15 protein-coding genes are annotated in these 20,749 nt (G+C 42.6%); 6 read left to right on the forward strand and 9 right to left on the reverse strand.

Features of this window, described 5'->3' with window-relative positions; translation table 11 throughout:
* Nucleotides 1-104 precede the first annotated feature (104 nt).
* Both ACFG4S_RS09380 and ACFG4S_RS09385 read left to right on the forward strand, forming a co-directional pair.
* Complete coding sequence (locus ACFG4S_RS09380) at nucleotides 105-788, forward strand: Crp/Fnr family transcriptional regulator (protein ID WP_392534541.1); 684 nt, start codon at nucleotides 105-107, stop codon at nucleotides 786-788.
* 57 nt (nucleotides 789-845) lie between these two features.
* Entirely contained in the window at nucleotides 846-998 is a 153-nt protein-coding gene (locus ACFG4S_RS09385) for a hypothetical protein (protein WP_392534542.1), read from the forward strand.
* 163 nt (nucleotides 999-1,161) lie between these two features.
* Here the strand turns inward: ACFG4S_RS09385 and ACFG4S_RS09390 are convergent, their stop codons facing one another.
* From ACFG4S_RS09390 to hetF, 5 genes are all read right to left on the reverse strand, one after another.
* Nucleotides 1,162-1,935: an SDR family oxidoreductase gene (locus ACFG4S_RS09390; RefSeq protein ID WP_392534543.1), complete on the reverse strand. Its 774-nt coding sequence runs from the start codon at nucleotides 1,933-1,935 to the stop codon at nucleotides 1,162-1,164.
* A 3-nt stretch (nucleotides 1,936-1,938) separates the two neighbouring features.
* Nucleotides 1,939-3,405, reverse strand: a complete 1,467-nt coding sequence (locus ACFG4S_RS09395; protein ID WP_392534544.1) for an MFS transporter — start codon at nucleotides 3,403-3,405, stop codon at nucleotides 1,939-1,941.
* A 256-nt stretch (nucleotides 3,406-3,661) separates the two neighbouring features.
* Nucleotides 3,662-4,270: an rRNA large subunit pseudouridine synthase E gene (locus ACFG4S_RS09400; RefSeq protein WP_392535945.1), complete on the reverse strand. Its 609-nt coding sequence runs from the start codon at nucleotides 4,268-4,270 to the stop codon at nucleotides 3,662-3,664.
* Between the two features lie 424 nt (nucleotides 4,271-4,694).
* Complete coding sequence (locus tag ACFG4S_RS09405; RefSeq protein ID WP_392534545.1) at nucleotides 4,695-5,828, reverse strand: substrate-binding domain-containing protein; 1,134 nt, start codon at nucleotides 5,826-5,828, stop codon at nucleotides 4,695-4,697.
* A 480-nt stretch (nucleotides 5,829-6,308) separates the two neighbouring features.
* Nucleotides 6,309-8,822: a cell division protein HetF gene (hetF, locus tag ACFG4S_RS09410; protein ID WP_392534546.1), complete on the reverse strand. Its 2,514-nt coding sequence runs from the start codon at nucleotides 8,820-8,822 to the stop codon at nucleotides 6,309-6,311.
* Between the two features lie 1,793 nt (nucleotides 8,823-10,615).
* On the opposite strand from hetF, the gene ACFG4S_RS09415 reads away from it, so the two are divergent.
* The gene (locus tag ACFG4S_RS09415) at nucleotides 10,616-10,942 is read left to right on the forward strand and encodes a thioredoxin family protein (protein ID WP_392534547.1); all 327 of its coding nucleotides are present in this window, start codon (nucleotides 10,616-10,618) and stop codon (nucleotides 10,940-10,942) included.
* A 115-nt stretch (nucleotides 10,943-11,057) separates the two neighbouring features.
* Here the strand turns inward: ACFG4S_RS09415 and ACFG4S_RS09420 are convergent, their stop codons facing one another.
* Both ACFG4S_RS09420 and ACFG4S_RS09425 read right to left on the reverse strand, forming a co-directional pair.
* Nucleotides 11,058-11,279: a hypothetical protein gene (locus tag ACFG4S_RS09420; protein WP_392534548.1), complete on the reverse strand. Its 222-nt coding sequence runs from the start codon at nucleotides 11,277-11,279 to the stop codon at nucleotides 11,058-11,060.
* A gap of 172 nt (nucleotides 11,280-11,451) precedes the next feature.
* Nucleotides 11,452-13,305: a S8 family peptidase gene (locus ACFG4S_RS09425; RefSeq protein WP_392534549.1), complete on the reverse strand. Its 1,854-nt coding sequence runs from the start codon at nucleotides 13,303-13,305 to the stop codon at nucleotides 11,452-11,454.
* Between the two features lie 116 nt (nucleotides 13,306-13,421).
* Here ACFG4S_RS09425 and ACFG4S_RS09430 point away from each other — a divergent pair, with 116 nt between their 5' ends.
* Complete coding sequence (locus ACFG4S_RS09430) at nucleotides 13,422-13,856, forward strand: hypothetical protein (protein ID WP_392534550.1); 435 nt, start codon at nucleotides 13,422-13,424, stop codon at nucleotides 13,854-13,856.
* Between the two features lie 45 nt (nucleotides 13,857-13,901).
* Here ACFG4S_RS09430 and ACFG4S_RS09435 read toward each other — a convergent pair whose 3' ends face one another.
* Both ACFG4S_RS09435 and ACFG4S_RS09440 read right to left on the reverse strand, forming a co-directional pair.
* Nucleotides 13,902-17,465, reverse strand: a complete 3,564-nt coding sequence (locus ACFG4S_RS09435; protein WP_392534551.1) for a choice-of-anchor D domain-containing protein — start codon at nucleotides 17,463-17,465, stop codon at nucleotides 13,902-13,904.
* 235 nt (nucleotides 17,466-17,700) lie between these two features.
* Nucleotides 17,701-17,937 carry a hypothetical protein gene (locus ACFG4S_RS09440; protein ID WP_392534552.1) on the reverse strand — a complete coding sequence of 79 codons (237 nt, stop codon included), beginning with the start codon at nucleotides 17,935-17,937 and terminating at the stop codon, nucleotides 17,701-17,703.
* Nucleotides 17,938-18,645: 708 nt separating this feature from the next.
* On the opposite strand from ACFG4S_RS09440, the gene thiD reads away from it, so the two are divergent.
* Entirely contained in the window at nucleotides 18,646-19,491 is an 846-nt protein-coding gene (gene thiD / locus ACFG4S_RS09445; RefSeq protein WP_392534553.1) for a bifunctional hydroxymethylpyrimidine kinase/phosphomethylpyrimidine kinase, read from the forward strand.
* Nucleotides 19,492-19,675: 184 nt separating this feature from the next.
* Nucleotides 19,676-20,260 carry a hypothetical protein gene (locus ACFG4S_RS09450; protein WP_392534554.1) on the forward strand — a complete coding sequence of 195 codons (585 nt, stop codon included), beginning with the start codon at nucleotides 19,676-19,678 and terminating at the stop codon, nucleotides 20,258-20,260.
* Nucleotides 20,261-20,749 lie beyond the last annotated feature (489 nt).

Genomic DNA, 20,749 nt, shown 5'->3' on the forward strand with positions numbered 1-20,749 from the left:
AAATCTTACGCTTATATTCTACGTAAGATTGCGGTTTAAATAAACTTAATAGTAAGTAGCAAAATTAGTTTTCTATTTTTGAATCCATTTCTTGCAAATATTTCATGCAGACAGAGGTTTTTAGTGAACTTTTCCCCTTGATGAGTACAGCCAACCCACAGACTTTGGAATGGCTGCTCAACGTTGCAATCGAACATGAATACCCATCTGGGCGAGCTGTTGTCATGGAAGATGCTTGGGGTAATGCCGTTTATCTGGTGGTTTCTGGTTGGGTAAAAGTACGACGTACAGTAGGGGAAGATTCAGTAGCTCTGGCAATTTTTGGCCGTGGTGATTTTTTTGGAGAAATGGCAATTTTGGATGAATCTCCCCGTTCAACTGATGTCATTGCCCTTTCACCTGTCAAGTTGCTTAGTATCTCCAGAGAGCGTTTCATTCAAATATTGTTTAAAGACCCCCAATTACATCATCGGATGTTGCAACTGATGGTGCGACGATTGCGGCAAATTAACCTACGCTTGCAAATGCGGTCTTCACCACCAGCAGTTAAACTCGCCCATACCCTAGTGACTTTAGGCGAAAGCTATGGTCAGGAATCGAACTCGGGAAGAGAAATTTTTAACATTCCCTTTAAAGATTTAGCAGAAGTAACAGAAATAGGCGTTGAAGAGACTACCAAAATCATGGAAAAACTCCATGAAAAAGGCTGGATTAACATTGACAATGCCAATAACATTACTTATCTCGTGAACTTCAAACAGTTGATAAACTTGGCTGGCAAAGTGTGATTTTGGTAGATACAAAGGGTACAAACAGCAGATTCTCTTGGCTTTGGATGTCAAAAAATGATAGATATTAAGCGATCGCAGCAAACAAACACGAACCCTAAAGTTAGTTCTAAAAATTCTGCATCTAATCTGAAAAAATGGCATCAATTGGAAACTGTATTAGGTCAGTATCTCATTTATAAAGCTCTACTTGCATCAATGGCGTATTAGAGGTCGTTTGAAAAGTAGTTAACTGTGATTTTAGGCACTTTTAGATCCCCCCTAACCCCGCTTAAAAAGGGGGGAACCCAAATCAAAGTCCTCCTTTTTTAAGGGGGATTTAGGGGGATCTAAAACGTTTTGCTACCAACAAGAGGACTTTTCAAACATCCTCTTAGTGTTCTTGTCCTGTTGGTCGGATAAGGATTTCGTTGACATTAACTCGCTGTGGTTGGGTAACAGCATAAACAATCGCGGCGGCAATGTCTTCGCTTTGCAAAGGTGTAATTGCCTTGCGTCTTTCTTGGATTCGCTGTTTGCTAATGGGATCGGTAATATGGTCATCAATGCCTGTCTCTACCAAGCCAGGTTCGATGATGGTGACGCGAATATTATCTTTATAGACTTCTTGGCGCAATGCTTCAGACAGGGCATTGACACCCCATTTGGTGGCATTATAAACACCAACGCCCGCCCGCGCTGTTCGGCCAGCCACTGAGGAGATATTAACTATATGCCCTGATTTTTGCTGTTTCAAAATGGGCAAAGCTGCGTGAGTCACATACAACAGCCCTAAAACATTGATATCAAACGATCGCCTCCAGTCTGCGGAATTACCTGTCTCAATAGTACCGAGTAAAGCAATACCAGCATTATTAACTACAATATCTATCCGACCTAATTCTGAATTCGCCTTTTCTACTAGCTTATTTACCTGAGTTTCGTCAGTTATATCAGTTTCGATGGGCAATGCCTTACCACCACTAGCTTCGATACGTTCTGCTAATGCCTGAAGAAGTTCGCCACGCCTAGCAGCAAGCACTACTTTTGCTCCTTCTGCGGCCAAGGCGATCGCTGTTGCTTCTCCAATACCCGATGAAGCTCCAGTAATAATTGCTACTTTACCTTCTAATTTATTTCTCATATGACTATCTAGCTCTTTGGTCATTTGTCATTGGTTATTCTTCTCTACCCTCTGCCCTTCTGCCGTACTATCCCTCTTCTTGGTTAACCTTAAAACGGATGCAACTGCTGCCCCACAGAGTATTAGGGCTGCAAAGCGAAAAGTTCCTTGGAAACCAAAAACGATCGCCTCAGCAGGAGCAACAGACACATCTGCACCCGCAGCCCTACTAGCGATTAAGGCTGCAAATATTGCCCCAATTAAAGAAACTCCTACTGTGTTACCTGAGGTACGTGACAAAGACAGCAACCCAGAGGCAATCCCTAGCCGTTCTCGAGGTACCGATCCCATGACAGCGCTGTTGTTGGGGGATTGGAATAAACCCAGTCCAATACCATAAATAAAATAACGCGATACATAGCCTAACTCTGTGATTTGGGCATCAAAGGTGCTAATTCCTAAACAGCCTCCAATCATCAACCCCAGACCAATTGAACCGATCAATTGAGTGCCGAAGCGATCTGCAAGTGTTCCTGCTAAAGGGGCAATTAACCCACTGATCGCAGGCGATACTGCTAGTAAGAGCCCGACTTTTACTGTCGGATATTGCTTTACTCCCTCTAAAAAGAAAGGGACGATTAGTAGTGAACCTCCAATGACAATAAAGGCTAGCCAGCCACTCAGCAAACTCATACTCAACTGAAGATTGCGAAACAGATGTAGTTCTAGTAGTGGCTGTTCTAGGATGGTTTCAACTATCAAAAAAATTGTAAAACTAAGCGCAGCGATCGCCAATAATGATAATGCGTTGACACTACTAAAGCCTTGGCTTTGCCCTAGCGTCATACCTAGTCCAAAACTACCCAGAGTTAATAAAGCCAATATTGCCCCAAAAGGGTCAAATTTCTGTTTACCCTCAATGCGTACAGAAGGTGGTACCACCCTCGCTACTAAAAAACTAGCTACGATCCCTAATGGTACATTGATCAGGAATATACTGTGCCAGCCTGACCAACTCAACAGTAGTCCACCAGCCGAAGGACCAAAAGCAATACCTAGTGAGACTACACTACCGATAATACCCACAGAGCGACCTCGTTCGGAAGAAGGAAAAACTTCTGTGATGATTGCCAAACCAAGTCCGGAAATGAACACAGCGCCTAGTCCCTGAAGTGCCCGAAAGCCAATTAAACACTCGATACTAGGTGCAAAACCACACAACAACGAACTGAAGGTGAACAGAACGAGTCCTGCTTGGTATAAGGACTTCTTGCCCCACATATCGCCCAGGCGGGTTGCTCCCAAGACTAAACCGGAACTGACCAACTGGTAACTCAATACAGCCCATTGGGTCGTAGCAAAACTGGTGTCAAAGGCTTGCACCAATGTGGGTAAAGCAACGTTGATAATACCCACATCCAAGGTAGACATGAACACCCCAAGTCCGATACCGAGTAAAACCCAATTTTTTTGAGAACCTGACAAAGCCAGAGGTTGTACTTGCAATTTTGCCAACGTTTAGACTCCGCCTTTAACTTTACGGTTATGAATAGTTTGCATACGTATATTAATTTTAGGTTGGTAAATACTTTTAATTCTTGACTTTTTAAGCTATATCAACCACAGGATTTATTAAAATACGGTAAATAGATAAACTTAGTGTATTTTATATTCCTTAGCAAATTATCTATCATAGACAATTCTAAGAAGCAAGCTCTAAAAGTAATTGCGATCGCATTTGTAACTCCAAACAAGTACTTTAGCTAGAATTTTAGCTTTGGCGGAAAATTTTTGATTTGTTAAAATGATGCAGAAATTGAAGTTCAGATGCAGTGAGGTCGCGCCATTGTCCGGGTTGTAGGTCATTGAATTGTAACTGGGCAATGCTAACCCTGACTAATCGCAAAGTCGGAAACCCCACAGCCGCAGTCATACGCCGTACTTGGCGGTTTTTTCCCTCAGTCAAGGTCATTTCCAACCAAGCTGTCGGTACATTTTTGCGAAATCTAATCGGCGGGTTGCGTTCGGGTAGCTGTGGTTCTTCTGGTAACAGCCGAACTTCTGCTGGTTGAGTGCGATAATCTTGAATTTCCACACCTGTTTGCAACTTTTTTATCGCCTCTGCATCAGGAATTCGTTCTACTTGTACCCAATAAGTGCGTTTGTGAGCAAAACGCGGATGGGCAAGGCGATGTTGCAATTGTCCATCGTTGGTTAATAGCAGTAAACCTTCACTATCCCAATCTAAGCGTCCCACGGCATAAACATCAGGCACATCAATATAATCTTTGAGAGTGCTATGTGTGGGAGTTTCTTTTGTAAACTGGCTGAGAACGCCATAGGGTTTGTAAAAAATAATATATCGATGGTGATTGGGCATGGGGCATTGGGTATGGGGCATTGGGCGTTGTTATTTACCCTTTGCTCGTCTGCTGTCTCAATGTGCAAATTACGTGTATTTTGTGAGATATTCTTAGTCTAGGCATTTTTTTGTGCCTTTTTTGCTGATTCTCAATCAATCGTAGCGTAGGCTAGCAAGAACCGCAGGTATCGCCTCTGATGGGCGCTTTGCGCCATCGCTTGGTCTTTAGCAGTTGACCAAATCAATATATAGCAAGCTTTTTGGCTTTTTATAATCGTCAAACTCACGTTAAATTTAAGACACAATTATTTTTATCTATCCAGAGTGATGAAAGCTGTTTACGGACGCGATCGCTTTCGTTATGGATAGAAGAAACAAATCAAATCCTCTTCCCTTCTGCCTCCAGCAAGAACTGCCTTCTGCCTTGTTTCTTATGAGAGCGCTAAACAGTCGCTACAACTTCCCCAATTTTGCTGATATCGTAACCACCGAGAATTTCAAATTGGGAGTGAACCATCCGATGTCCCAAAGTACTGAGCAACTGCTGTACAGGTGCTTCTTCCAAATATTCTTTGAGAATCACCAAATCATATCGTGACTGATGTAAAGGGATAAATCCCAGCCCAAAGGCGGTAGCTACAGATGCCGTACTCATACCAGCATCGGCAACTCCTCTGACTATAGCTTGGGCAACATCTTGGTGACTTTTGAGTATATTGTCAAAACCCTGAACAGTATCGAACGCTATCTGCTCTTTTTGCAGTGTTTGTTCCAAAAGCATCCGACTACCAGAACCTATTTCGCGGTTAACAATAGTCGCTCCCCCAGCAACTAAGTCACTAACTGTTCTAATTCCCATTGGGTTTCCTGACTTTAATAAAAGTCCCTCTTCCCAGACACCAAGGGTAATCAGAACTGCTTCCCTTCCAGCCAGAACATCTCGAACAAAGGGAGTATTATACTCACTAGTCTCAGGATCGTATAGGTGCATCCCAGCGATGTGCGCCTCACCTCTGCATAGACTGTGCAATGCAGCCATGCTATTGGCGAAGTTATATTGAACTCGCAGTTGGGGATGCCAGCGTTCGGTGGCTCTTGCCCATAGTGAAATCACAGGGGCACAACCAGCAATCACAACGGTGTTGTGGAGTGTGTCGAGATTATCGTCTAGTAGCCTAACTCGAACTTTATTTGTACCTGTAAGGCTTGTGCTTTCACCATCAGCCGGAATCATATCTTGGCGAAAAGCATCCTTGCCAATTAAAGGATAAGCTATCCATTGTCCTCCTACACGAGCCATGCTAACTCGTAGTTGCTGACCATTCGGAACAGGTTTGGCAAGAACGGCTTCAATTTCAGGTAAATCCCGCTCTAACCAGAATAGATCCTCAACTTGACAGCCAAGTGCTTTGGCCAAGCGAAGTGTTATGGCTACTGAAGGAGCATATAGTCCCGACTCTACACCACTAATAGTCTGACGAGTTACATTAGCAATGTTAGCCAAATCTTGTTGGCTCATACCTAAGCGAGTTCTAATGGACTTCAAGTTATTACGGAGATCGCTATCCTGCTTCATTGGCTTTGTCTCTTAGTTTCAAAAAGCCATAGCGGATTTAAACATTGCATCTGCCAAGGCGAAAGTCTGGTTTTTGAGTTTATATCATTTCTCTTTAAAGACTTTTTGTGCAATCGATGTCTTGATTCCCTATATAAAAAGATTATCACAGAAATTGCCAATTTGCTTGCGAAGCGCAAATTATTTTTGCGGATCGACCATCAAGAGTGTTTATATACTTTAGACGCGCATCAGCTTATTTAATAGAGTTTTAGAAATTAGTTTCAGCTTTGATACTTGATAGGCAAGTAATATAAACAGTAGAAAACATCCCAACCAATTTTGCTTTTTTGGGTAAATTTGGCCCTGACGAAAAATTACCTATTTGACTAAAGTGAATATGCAGATAGCATCACTAAAGAATTGCTATTTTAAATTATTGTATAGTTTAAAGTAATTTCCTCTTCAGAATTCTTAGCCCGGAAGAGGAAATTACTGTTCTTAACTTTTCTCTTCAAGGAGCGATCGCCAATCTTCAATTGCTTTTTCTGTCCATAGCCAATTTTTCGCTAATTTATCTACTTGGAAATTGACTCCATCAGACTTAATTACGATTTGTCGTAACTTGGTCGCTTCATTCAGATATTGTCTCTGTTTGCCACGAGATTGACTCAGTGCAGATTTATACAGTCCAAGAGCCAAGCCAGCATAGGAAGTTAAAGCATCTTGAGGTACTGGCGTATTTGCGGTAGAACCTGTGTTCTGTGGTTTGAGAGCTAAATTTAAAGCCTTGAACCAAGAATCATTAGCTCGATTCAGATTGCCTTCTGCGTAGTAGGCAAATCCTAAAGCATTATTATACAAAAGCGAATCGGGTTTAGCTTTTGCAGCAGTTTCCCAGTAACGACGGGCATCATCAACGCTATAGTTATTGTCTCCAATCTGGATAGATTGCCATGCTAATCGCCCCTTTAAAAAGTTGACAGATGGATCGTTAATTTGGTTATTGTTAACCATTTTCAGAGCAGTTTCCGCCGCAGCAAATGCGCCACGATTGAGGAGTTCTTCTACAGCAAACAACCCCGCTTGCAAATCACCTTGACTCAATTTTTCTGTGGCTGTGGCGGTAACGATTCCAGTTGGTGCTGTTTCTAAATCGATGTTCGGTTGCTTTTGGATGGGTAAAGACTGAGTTGGAATTGGTGGTAGATTCGGTAGATTTGCCTGGAGTCGATTTTGCCACCACCAATTTAAACCGATCGCCACTGCGATCGCACTCGTTCCCAAAATACCAACAATCGCCCACAGCTTGCGCCCCCGGGTACGATTTCTCGATGGAGATGGGATTGGTTGCAGCCTGGAAAAATCAGAATTTTCCCAATGTCCTTCCAAGTTAGCAGGAGTTGGAGGTGGTGGCGTTGGGGCTTCTCCCCACAAATCTGCTTCCTCTGCAAAGGAAGTCATTTCTTCGGAAGCCTGTCTTTGATGAAGACTATTTTCGTGAATTTGTTGGTCTATTTCACTAGAGGCTTTTTGGTTATCCAGGCGACGAAACAAATCTGAAACGATCGCCGAATCTTCTGCATAACTTGGGTCATCATACTCAATTTCATCAACGAGATCGCCCCAAGTATCTTCCCCTAGCCAATCCAACCCAGAAGAGTCACGTGTCAAACCAGAAGGAATCATTTCCTCCATTCCTAAAGGTATCTCGGTATCATCTGCGTTGGCGTAGCCCGTCGTAGACATCGCGGAATACATGGAACTGGGACTTGCCCCTAAAGGCGAACTATACTGGTTGAGCGACTCCTGACTTTCGGGTAAGCCAGTGTCTTGGCTCAAAAAACCGTCAAATTCTGGCTGGAGATACAAAATTGGTAACGCCCAGTACATCTGGTGAGAACCATAGGCAGAAATTAATCCTTGACGCACCCGACTAACACATAAATCTACTGGATATCCCTGACTCAAGTTGCGGTAAAATAATTGTGTCAGTGTCAGCGCCACTTCATCAGGAATCCGCTCTGACATTGCTAAAACGCTACTAATTCCGCGTTTCACCAGTGTTTCCGCCAGGTTCTGTTCCCCAGTATCACCAGAGGCTTCCGATGCTGCTCTGTACGCCCCCAAACATGAGTTAAACACCGCCATTTGGATATTATTGTTGACTAGCAAACCTGCCAAATCATCTCCAGTCAAAATTTCCGTTAAACCAGTTCTGCGACTAGCAAGATAAATTTCTCCGCCATTGGCGCCTAAATTACTATGACCAGAGTAATGTAGAACGTGGTATCTGCCTTGCTCTAAAGCTTGGGTTAATTCTTCCCTTCCTGGTTGGTCTAATACAGTCAGTTCAATTTCTGGGAGATGATTGCTACCTTCAGTCAGTCGAGGCATTTGACGCTGAAGTTCCGCTTTAAGTTTGATTGCTTCTTGTTTGAGTAGATCGAGGCGCACTTGATCTGAGGGCGAAGCAATTACCATCAATACTTTTACATCACCTTCTTCTGGTGGTGTGGGCATATTTGGCGAGCGCAAACGCGAAGCCCCCAAAATTCCACTTTGGAAGCGAGAAAAAGCAATATAAGGCCCAGTAGCCAAAGGGCGATCGCCTGCGTGCATAACTTCCCAAGGCAGACGAGCTAACCTAGTGTCTTTTAGCCCCACACGTAAGCGTAATACTTGTTGGTGGTTCTGAGCAATACCTTGGGCAGTAATCCAACTATCTCTGAGAGTGCCTTGAAATAGTGCATTATATAATTGTTGACCCAACGCCACCAAGTTAACAGAGTTTCTAGCAATATCGCTTTCCCGCCCGCTAGAGGCGAAAGCATCTCCCTGTAACACCGACTTCAAAGGGTCATTCATCAAATGCCCAGCAGCCATCAACCAATCAGCTACAGGCCAACTCACCAATTCTTCTGCCAATGGCACCCCAGGCGCGACTTCTTCCGTCCGCACCAAGTAGTCGTTTTGCCCTACTGGGGTTACGGATATATGGAATTCCTGGGTCACAACTTCTCCTGTCCGCCTCCTAAATTCGGTTTGAAACGCGAAAGTTTCAAGTCGATTTTTCGCTCCCTCTGATAATTTAGATGCATCCCACCCCTGAATGTTTCTGAATTTTAGTTGTTTTGGTTTTGCCGCCTTTACAACTTTATCCGGATCGGATTACTTGGGTCTAGAACACTTTATTGGTAGATGCACCTTGATCTTCAACTCCCCTAGTTGGCTAACACCGACTGGGGGTTTTTTTGAATTTTGGCAAACAATAGCAACCTTTAACGCAGATATTCTCTACCAGAAAATACTCCTTAACCCTAGAATACTTGATTGGTAGATGAATGTACCTCGATCTTTAACTCCCCTAGCTCAGTTACTATCCATTAGTACAGCACTTTCTTTAATGACCTGCGCGCCGACTTATTAAAAAAGTCGGAGATCTGACGATCTTCATGGGTCGGAATGAATGATATGAACCATTAGTTCAGCCCTGAATTCAAAAATCAAAAATCAAAACAGCGTAAGCGTTTCATGGTTACTGAGCAAAGTCGAAGTATTGATTTGGATGGATCGTTTACTTACACCGTGCTTTACTAGTGGTTTATCTCATTAGTTCTGAAAAGTTCCTAGTAGTCTGCCAACCCAAAATTGCTAGGTTTGGACTGGGAAAAGGGGACTGGGGTTGGGGGAAGGAATTAAAACCTTTTCCCTTTTCCGCTTACCCTTTACCCCGCCAAGTTTCCTTGGCGAACTACTAGTAAGCGCTTTAGTGCTTAAGACAAGGACTAAAGTCCTGACTATAAACACGTAGTTTTTTTGATCTAAAACATAAATCAACTTTCTCGTAAATTTATCCGGAATATGGTGGTTAAACCTAGAACATTTAATTGGTAGATGCACCCTGATAACTAACTCCCCTGGTCGGCTAATAGCCACTGGGGGTTTTTTTTACTCATTACACCTAAATTTTTCAGGTAGCGCACTAGTCATTTAATTGGTAGGTTTGACCTGATAACTAACCCCTCTGATTGGCTAACACCTGTTGAGAGTTTTTTCTTTGATGAGCAAACAGCAACAACCTCAACTTGTCCATAATTTATCCGGTGGATAGCCATTAACGTGAGAACAAATAATTGGTAGATGCACCCTGATAACTCAACTCCCCTGGTTGGATAACACCCACTGGGGGTTTTTTCTAGTTTGGATCGCCATCAACCCCATCTTGAGCATTTTTCCGGAAAATCCTAGTTGCTCCTAGAAAATATTGTTGGTAGATGCACCCTGATAACTCACTCCCCTAGTAGGCTAACACCAACTGGGGTTTTTTTATCTTAAAAAATAACTTGACCTTCTGACAAATTTATCCGGAGTATGGTCTCCAACCTTAGAACATTTAAGTGGTAGATGCACCCTGATAACTAACTCCCCTGGTTGGATAACACCCACTGGGGGTTTTTTTTAGGCTTAGACGCTTAACAGCTCCTTAGACATCACTAGCTTACATAGCCTTGGCATACAAGCAGAATGCACCACTACCTTTGTTACTACTCCTAGTAGACCTTGAGAATCTTCCTTTTGCTAGGATACAGCAAAACTTGGTCACTCAATCAATTTCTGAATCGCTTTCTTTTTATTGTGAGCGATAGAGTAAACTCTAAAATGATCGCCATGATATTTAATCACATTCTTAAGTTTTTTTCTATATTCCTACTTTTTCATTTGTTGACATCAATAACACGCTACATGGTAATATTTCATAACGTCATGCTAATATATCTACCCTAAAACCCAAAAGTTACCAAGCCATGAGTTTAGCTGTAATTAAGTTCTCTTCAGAAGAGTGCGGCATTTGCCACAAAATGTCTTTTTATGACAAAAAGGTGGCTGAGGAACTGGGTTTAGAATTTATTGATGTGAAAATGCAAGATACCGCAGCTTACCGCAAGTATCGTAAAATTTTATTGACTCAGTATCCCGATAAATCAGAAATGGGATGGCCTACTTACATCGTTTGCAATTCTCCAGATGGGGAATTTCACATTGTGGGTGAGGTAAAAGGAGGTCATCCCAAAGGAGAATTTAGAAGTCGTCTCCAAGAGGTTTTGGATTCTACAACTCCTAGTCAGAAATAAAAAAGGCAGAAGGTTGAAATACAATGTAGGCTTCTCTACAAGACGCGACCCGAACGCACAGCTTTTCTTAAAGCGAGTCTGCGGGCGTCAGCCAACATTCCTTCTGCCTTTGTTGTTAAATTACCTCAAAAGATTTAACCTCTAAAACAGGTCCAATCATGGCAGTTGTCATGATATCTTCACGTACCTGTCCTTTAACTTTTGCTTTTTGTCCTGCTTTGAGTAAGTCTTTGTCAGTTCCTCTGAGGATTTCGTAAGTAACACCCTCTTCTGTAACTAAAGCCCACGCGCCTGAACCAATATCACGGTGTTGAATTGTACCTGTAAGTGTAATCATAGTGCTGATTAGGGAATAGGGACTGGGAACTGGGGAAGATGAGGGCTATAAGGGAGTGGGGGAGCAGAGGGGCAAAGGAGATAATCCGAACTCTTAACTCCTAACTCAGCAGAGGCTAAACGCCCCGCTACCGCTAACAGCACTCCTAATGCCCTATTCCCCACTCCCTAATTTATGCTGCTTTCTCTTCGTTTTTCAATGCTAAACGAGCGAGTCCATAACAAAGTATGGCATTGGCGATAAGGAAAATGCGTGCTAAGTTATCACTTGCAAATCCCCAAACTGCCGGATCGTAAATAGCACTTACTGTCAAACAGGCTGCTACACCTAGTGTTGAACCAATGGCAAACCATTTCCAACTAGGATGTCCTAAGAGTAATGCCATTAACACAATTGGAATCAATACGCTGGCAAATAGGGGATTCAATGCATTAGTTCCCTGGAGGGTATTGCCAAGTTCCGGAATTGAACTGCCCAAAACTCGGAAAGGCCATTGGGGAAGGTCAAAGATATAGATTCCTTTGAGGAAGAATAACCCAGAACTGCCAGCAATTAAGCCACTGGATAAAGACCAACTCCAAGTGAAAGGGAAGTAAACCCGTAAAAACCAAGCCAGTAGGTAAGAACCAACTACCATTAAAATTTTAGGTAACAGTGCTACTGCACCACCATCAATCCAAAAGCCGGGATTAAGATAGCCGTTATCACGTAACCAACGGAAGAAATCGGGGAAACTGATTTGCCCACCAAAGGCTAGTTTGACTGCTGCTTCTGCATTGAGTTGTCCAGCCCCATAATAATTTAAACCATCATCCTGGATCGCTCGTGCCGACTGTTTGAGAACTTTTAAAACTTCATCTGGTTCTTTAATGCCAGCAGCTTTGATTAATGCTGCAACACCAGCAACGTGGGGAGAAGCCATGCTTGTACCTTGGAAGCCAAGAAATACGCCTTCGCCCTTTTCATCGATAGTTTCTTGGAGAATCTTACCAGCATCACTACCGCCAGGAGCAGAGATATCCACCCCTGCACCAAAGTTAGAATAAGGTGCTTTTTCCCCGTCTGGACCAAAGGCAGAAACGCCAATTACATGAGGATAGCGGGCTGGATAGCTTGCACCGTTGGCGCTTTCATTCCCCGCTGCGGCAACGATGACTACACCTTTTCTATGGGCATAGTCGATCGCTTCTTTCATCAACTTGCTTTCACCACTACCACCTAAGCTCATATTAATCACATCTGCGCCTTTATCAGCAGCAAATTTAATCGCTTCGGCAATATCGGCAACAGTACCGCCACCATAGGAACTCAGTACCTTCAGGGGCATCAGACTGGCTTCGTAGGCAATTCCAGCTACGCCATATTTGTTATTTGTGGCTTGGGCAATAGTTCCAGCAACGTGAGTACCGTGACCGTTATCGTCTTTGGCTTCTTCTCTGTCGTTGACAAAATCATAGCCTTTGACGAATTTTGTCTCATACAAGTCTCGTACCTTAGTAATTCCACTGTCAATTACCGCAACGGTAATGCCGCTGCCTTTGGTTTGAGTCCATGCACCTTCAATGCCGATTTTGTGCAAGTTCCACTGCTTGCTGTAATATTGGTCATTGGGACCAGTTAATGAAGGACTTGCTTCATTATCATCTTCTTGGGGTCGCAAAAATTCTCCTAACCAAGCGGCTTTACCTGGTTGAGGAATCTCGTTGTAGATATAATTTGGCTCTATAAATTCTGTCGTTTGGGCAAACTGAGATTTTTTCAATTCTTCGAGTCGCTGGCGATCGCCCTTGATAATATATACACGATCCTTCGCCGAAAACTTGTTGTCTAATTGGGGTGTAACGTTGTATTGTTTGGCGATCGCTTGTAGATTCTCTTGCAGCACAGTTGATGGCATATCTTCCCGAAAATCAAGCAAAATCGTCTCAAACTCGCCTTTAACAGCCATTCCCTGAAAATTCAGGAAACTAAATATGGCAGTTCCTAACCCAATGACAAACAAGCACAATAATATAAGCTTTCTCATATTAACTAATCACCGCTTTTTGCCAGTTTGCTCACTACCATAACTTATCTGTGTCGCTTGTTGGTGTATTTTGCACTTTAGTTTACTTTCACTTCAAACTCAGGACTGTTTAAACGATGGAACGTGGTCTTTTGTGGTTACCTTTGTTGGCAATGTTTTTTTGGCTAGCTTGGCAAGGCTCGAAGGAGTATCAAAAAGTTGAAGCCTATCGTGTTTGGGCAGAGCAATTTGAACGAGCTAAGTATGATATCTATTCGGTGTTGGGTCAAAAAGGCAACTCCATAACATGGGGTAAACCCACACCGAAAGGACCGATTAAACTAGAAACATTTTCTTTAGTGAATGTCCAAGAAGTATCTCTTTTGGTAGATGGCAAACCAGTAAATATCGAAACTCCACCAGAGAAAGGTCGTTCTATAGAATTAGAATTTGTATTTTCCGAATCTACTGACTCAGTGCGAGTTCCCTTTACCGAAATCCCTTTGGCTGCGGAATGGGGAAAGTATTTGCAGGGAACGTTAGAAGGATTGCGATCGCCAGCGAATCAGTAAGTAGAAGGCAGAAGGAATACTGCCCTCTGCCTTCTGCCTTTCTTCCTAAATAGTCATAAAATTCGTAGAAGGCTGAGCTAAGAGCATAGTTGCAGTGACATTATCCAACTTCGCCAACACTTGATGGTCAGAAGTATTCATAATCAAGGCTTGACTTCCTTGTTGCTGTATCGATAATTGACCAAACACGAGGCCACCTGAGAGGGCAATCTTGTCTTTACCTACTTCAAAGTCAAGAATGGAGTCAGTACCTTCACCTGAAGCCAACACAAAAGTATCAGCACCATAACCCCCTGTGAGTACATCGTTGCCTTGACCTCCGTAAAGCCAGTCGTTGCCAGCACCCCCGTAAAGCTTGTCATCGCCGATACCACCTAAGAGGGTATCGTTCCCGTTATCACCCGAAAGCTGGTCATTGCCACTATCCCCATAGAGGAGGTCATCACCATCTTGTCCCCAGAGAGTATCATTTCCATCGCCTCCCCAGAGTTGGTCATTTAGCAGATTACCTACAATGGTGTCCTGACCCCCAAAGCCATAAATCTTGTTGGCTGGGGCATTACCTTTTAAGTATTGAGAACTGTCAGTACCATTAATAACTGGAATTCCTGGAGCCGGAGCAGGTTTAACTGTGCCACTGATAGCAAAGTCAAAAGAGCTTTCATTAGTATCGTTGTTGGTTAAAACAAGGTTACCCCCATAAGTACCCGGTGTAGTTGTATTGAGTGCGATCGATATGTTAGCCGAAGCATTAGCAGCCACCGTGGTGGGAAGAGTTCCAACTAAACTAAATCCGTCGGGAAGTTTCAGATTACTCAGGCTCAGTGCTGCTGTACCTGTGTTCTTGATGGTAAAGGTTTTGGTCAAGGTGTTACCAACAGTGGCATCACCAAAGTTAATGGCACTAGTGCTGCCATCTACAATGTCAACTGTGCCATTGAGAACTTGAATTTCAGGGGTAGGAGCAGGTTTAACTATGCCACTGATAGCAAAGTCAAAAGAGCTTTCATTAGTATCGTTGTTGGTTAAAACAAGGTTACCCCCATAAGTACCCGGTGTAGTTGTATTGAGTGCGATCGATATGTTAGCCGAAGCATTAGCAGCCACCGTGGTGGGAAGAGTTCCAACTAAACTAAATCCGTCGGGAAGTTTCAGATTACTCAGGCTCAGTGCTGCTGTACCTGTGTTCTTGATGGTAAAGGTTTTGGTCAAGGTGTTACCAACAGTGGCATCACCAAAGTTAATGGCACTAGTGCTGCCATCTACAATGTCAACTGTGCCATTGAGAACTTGAATTTCAGGGGTAGGAGCAGGTTTAACTATGCCACTGATAGCAAAGTCAAAAGAGCTTTCATTAGTATCGTTGTTGGTTAAAACAAGGTTACCCCCATAAGTACCCGGTGTAGTTGTATTGAGTGCGATCGATATGTTAGCCGAAGCATTAGCAGCCACCGTGGTGGGAAGAGTTCCAACTAAACTAAATCCGTCGGGAAGTTTCAGATTACTCAGGCTCAGTGCTGCTGTACCTGTGTTCTTGATGGTAAAGGTTTTGGTCAAGGTGTTACCAACAGTGGCATCACCAAAGTTAATGGCACTAGTGCTGCCATCTACAATGTCAACTGTGCCATTGAGAACTTGAATTTCAGGGGTAGGAGCAGGTTTAACTATGCCACTGATAGCAAAGTCAAAAGAGCTTTCATTAGTATCGTTGTTGGTTAAAACAAGGTTACCCCCATAAGTACCCGGTGTAGTTGTATTGAGTGCGATCGATATGTTAGCCGAAGCATTAGCAGCCACCGTGGTGGGAAGAGTTCCAACTAAACTAAATCCGTCGGGAAGTTTCAGATTACTCAGGCTCAGTGCTGCTGTACCTGTGTTCTTGATGGTAAAGGTTTTGGTCAAGGTGTTACCAACAGTGGCATCACCAAAGTTAATGGCACTAGTGCTGCCATCTACAATGTCAACTGTGCCATTGAGAACTTGAATTTCAGGGGTAGGAGCAGGTTTAACTATGCCACTGATAGCAAAGTCAAAAGAGCTTTCATTAGTATCGTTGTTGGTTAAAACAAGGTTACCCCCATAAGTACCCGGTGTAGTTGTATTGAGTGCGATCGATATGTTAGCCGAAGCATTAGCAGCCACCGTGGTGGGAAGAGTTCCAACTAAACTAAATCCGTCGGGAAGTTTCAGATTACTCAGGTTCAGTGCTGCTGTACCTGTGTTTTTGATGGTAAAGGTTTTGGTCAAGGTGTTACCAACAGTGGCATCACCAAAGTTAATGGTACTAGTGCTGCCATCTACAATGTCAACTGTGCCATTGAGAACTTGAATTTCAGGGGTAGGAGTAACAACAATTTGCGGGGCTTCGTAAGCACCCATATCAATTACTGCAATGCCATTGCCATCACCATCTTGAGGGGTCTTACCAGTGATGGCATTGAAAACATTGGAACCAGCATCAATCCCAACACTTCCAGGCTTGAGCGCAAAATCACCTTTTGTAGGATCAACAAATTGTGGGTCTTTGCCCAAAATAAAATTAGTTCCCGCCTTGTTGTAAGTATTAGTGTTGTAAATCAAATTATGATCGGCCTTGACATTAACTCCGTTACTCACAACATAAGATCCTGCATCTTTTCTGGCAAACATAATGTTGTTTACTACGTTTGCATTAGTAACCTTGTTGATGAAAATTTCACCGACATCAGGCATATCAGGATGATTTGAATTGTTGTAAGCGGTGTTATTGATCACATCTACATTGCTACTGTTAAACACTTGGATGCCAGCACCACCATTGTTGTAAACAATGTTATTAGCAATTAATGTTTTTCCTTTATAGGGTTGCTTGTCTAACCCTAGCGCATTCCCACTGTCAATCATAATCCCGTGCCCTTCTGAAGCGACGGTAAATATTGGATAGCAAGGAATATACTGGTAATTGTCGTGGGAAATATTGTTGCGGATGATTATTTTGTAGTCGGTGGTGTTGTTATCTGAATTCCAGTTGTCGAGAGTAGTAATACCCTGTGTTCCCCAAGGACTATAATATGCACAATTAGAAACATTGTTGCCTTCTATGGTCAGATAGTCTGCTTCGTTAGAGCCAATTCCATTACTTGGAAAGTTAGAAATTGTGTTGTTACGAATGGTGATGTGATCGGAGTGTATAGTATTATTAGCATCAGTTGAAATGTATACTCCATCACCATTTGTTAGTGGATTATTTTTATTATCTTTTTGAGATTTTGCATAATCTAGAGTAATTTTATCGTTAGCTCCAACCATTGTTAGGCCTTCTATCACAATGTAGGAGGAGCCAGCAATATGAACAGCATGATAATTACCAGCAGATTTAAGGACAGGATTCTGGCCAGGATAAGCGGCAAAGGTAATTGGTGCATCAGCTGTACCGTGTTTTTGTTTAATAGACAGGATTGGATTGCTAAGGTATTTAGTCTGCTCGTAAGTGCCATTCATGACGTATACGGTGTCACCTGCTTTCACTAAGTCTGCGGCTTTTTGCAGAGTGCGAAATGCGCTTCCTTCTTTCAAACCATTATTACTATCGTTACCTGTTCCAGAAACATAGTATGTTTGCCCAGCCATAGATTTACTCCGAATATTTGTAAGCGAATTGGTAGTAAACTTTTAGCAACTAAATTAATTGCTAAATAGTTACTCAAATGGTTATTTTTCTTGAGTTTTGAGTTTTCAGGACAGTCAGAGTTATGCGATCGCAACTTGAAATCGCATCAGTCTTAGAAACGCTGTTGTAAAACTAGAAATTTTTTCTCCTGTTAACTGCTGATAGTTAAATCAGGGATATTGATACTATTAATCGTCATGGTTCTGTTGAGGGTAACCATCCGATTAGTATGTTCATTTGATTAATCCGGTTAGAGTCGAATAAAATCGTATCTCCACCGCGATCTTTGTTGCTATATTCGATACGGCGATCATATTTTGTATCTAAAATTCCTCTGAACTTTATCCGTTGTTTTAGGTCAGAAGTTGCCAAATTAGCATGGTAAAGCGCACCCCTGGCTGATAACTGGGGACTTAAAGTTACAGTGGTCAAAGCTGAATTATTTCAAACTTTAGTAGGTTGACCCTTTAAGTTAAAGGGACTATTGTAACAACTTAATCCAAGCTGTTTTAAGCCCTGTAACCGAGTTTTGTTAACTAAATTTAGACTAACCTTCACAAAGAGGGATTGATATCAGTAAATACTCATAACTTTGTTAGATTTTTTACAACAAAAGCGCAGATTGTATGGAAATTATCCGCTCGAATCCTGTTAACTTTGAGTCTGATATGGAAATAGACAGAGCTTTATGCAAGCATTTGATGAAGTTTCTCTGAATTTAGTTAACAGTCTAAAAAGAGGACAAAGAGACAAGAGGATGGGGGACAACGAGAAAACCCTATAGCGGAGAGGAACTAGAGTCTGCCAACCCAAAATTGCTAGGTTTGGACTGGGAAAAGGGGACTGGGGTTGGGGGAAGGAATTAAAACCTTTTCCCTTTTCCCCTTACCCTTTACCCCGCCAAGGAAACTTGGCGAACTACTAGGTTTGGACTGGGAAAAGGGGACTGGGGTTGGGGGAAGGAATTAAAACCTTTTCCCTTTTCCCCTTACCCTTTACCCCGCCAAGGAAACTTGGCGAACTACTAGGACTTGAAACAATGACAGAACAAAGAGTTGTCCGCTTAGGTTATAGTCGAATGGCGTTAAGATAAGGCGATATGCGGACACGCACTGTATTGCACTAAGTTGAATCTGCTATATGAATGCGAATGCTGAAATCATATCCAGGATACCTGTTTGTTTAACCATTGCTGGTTCAGATAGTGGCGGTGGTGCAGGAATTCAAGCTGATTTACGCACCTTTGCTTTTCACTGTGTCCACGGTACTAGTGCTATAACGTGCGTTACTGCACAAAATACTTTAGGTGTGGTCAGAGTTGATGCGATGCCAGCAGAAGCTGTTGTAGCGCAAATTCAGGCAGTAGTTGAAGATATTGGCGTACAAGCTGCCAAAACTGGAATGTTGCTTAATCAGGAAATTATCTTTGCTGTTGCCCAGCAAGTGGAAGCTTTACAAATCACTAACTTAGTAGTCGATCCAGTGATGGTGTCACGTACAGGGGCACAATTGATTGATGATGATGCTGTGAAGACTCTGTGTCATGTCCTTATCCCCAAAGCAGCTATAATCACGCCCAATCGCTACGAAGCTCAAATTTTGAGCGGTTTAGAAATTCATTCCTTGGACGATATGCAAGCTGCTGCTGAAATTATTCATCAGAATCTACAAACGAAGGCTGTTTTAGTTAAGGGTGGAGGTATGCAAGGAAATTTGCGTGGTGTTGATATCTGGTTTGATGGGGAAAAGTTGGAAGTTTTGACTACAAAGCAAGTAAATACAAAAAACACTCACGGTACTGGTTGTACACTATCAGCTGCGATCGCTGCTAATCTGGCAAAGGAAAAGAACTTGTGGCAAGCAGTGCAACAGGCAAAAGAATATGTAACTACTGCACTTACTTACGCCCTAGATATTGGTGAAGGGCAAGGTCCTGTGGGACACTTCTTTCCGTTGTGGGGCATAGGGACTGCGACTAGGGACTAGAGATTGTTTTCTCAGTATCCAATACTCAGTACCCAATACCCAGTCCCTAATATCCAGCCCCCAATAAAAAATCTTTGCCGTCTCGGCATTTTTCTATTATTCTTGGGCATAGTTTCAGGGTTGACTATCTCTGTTAGCATCTCTGTACGATCTAATCACTTTGATTTTTAATACCAAGCCCCCAATGCGAACAACCACAGGTTCTGTTCACAGAAATTCATCAACACGGACTGGTCAAGCGTACCCTTCCTCAGTACCACTATCTGTATACCGGGAATTGTCAATGGAGTTGCAAGCAACTCAGGCAAGATTAGATGCACTCACCACTAAAAATCAGCAATTAGCACAAGAAAATCAATTACTACGACAAGAAATTACCAAAGTCGTTGTTTCTTTTTCGCACTTGCAAAAGTTTGTGGATTCCTACGGAATTTTTAGTGAAGACCAAACTTCCCAAGGTTCTGGCAACGTTAAAACTGCTGCCAAACAGCCAGTGACACCAGCACATCCACCTCAAGAGGTTTATCGGTCATATCCACCGGAAAAAAGCCGCCAAGACTTTTCTACACCTGTAATGGAAATGAATTTTCCCATACCAGAACCAGTTTTTATAGAAGAGCAAGAAGTAACTTATTATTCTACTGCTGAGCCAGATGCCAAGGAAATTAGTGGCTGGTGGTTAATTATTACTATTTTGTTAATTATGCTTACTGCCTTTACTGCTGGATATTTAATTGTCCGTCCCTTGTTTGAACATCAAAAACGTTAGTTGACACTCCCACATTCAGCAGCAGACTTGCAGACTAATGCACAATCTTTCTTTCATCACTATTTTGAACATCTGAGCGGATCTACTTAATACCAGAATTTATCTATAGTTTTAGCTAAAAACAGCAAGAAGCTTCTCACCTCCCTTTGGGTAGGCGATGAGATGAATTGTGCTGTAAGTTGACGACAGTCATCTGACGGCAACTGCTCGAATTTGGAATACACAAAACTGCACTGCTTGTCAAATGTGTGTAGTACGGGGTCATATCATCTTGGGTGGAAGACTTATCATTAAGACTGACGTGGGGATGCAATTTGAATGATTATTAGCTTACAACTTCAAAGATTATCGAATTAGTTAATTCAGCTTGCTTCTGACTTCAAAAGCAGTCAGGCTAAGCATGTGCAGTATGATAAAAGTGGCAATTATTACATATCTTTTAGGAAAGGCGCTACTAGTTACAGTTTCAGACAACAGATCTGGTTAGAT

Source organism: Nostoc sp. C117 (assembly GCF_043099735.1).
Taxonomy (GTDB): domain Bacteria; phylum Cyanobacteriota; class Cyanobacteriia; order Cyanobacteriales; family Nostocaceae; genus Nostoc.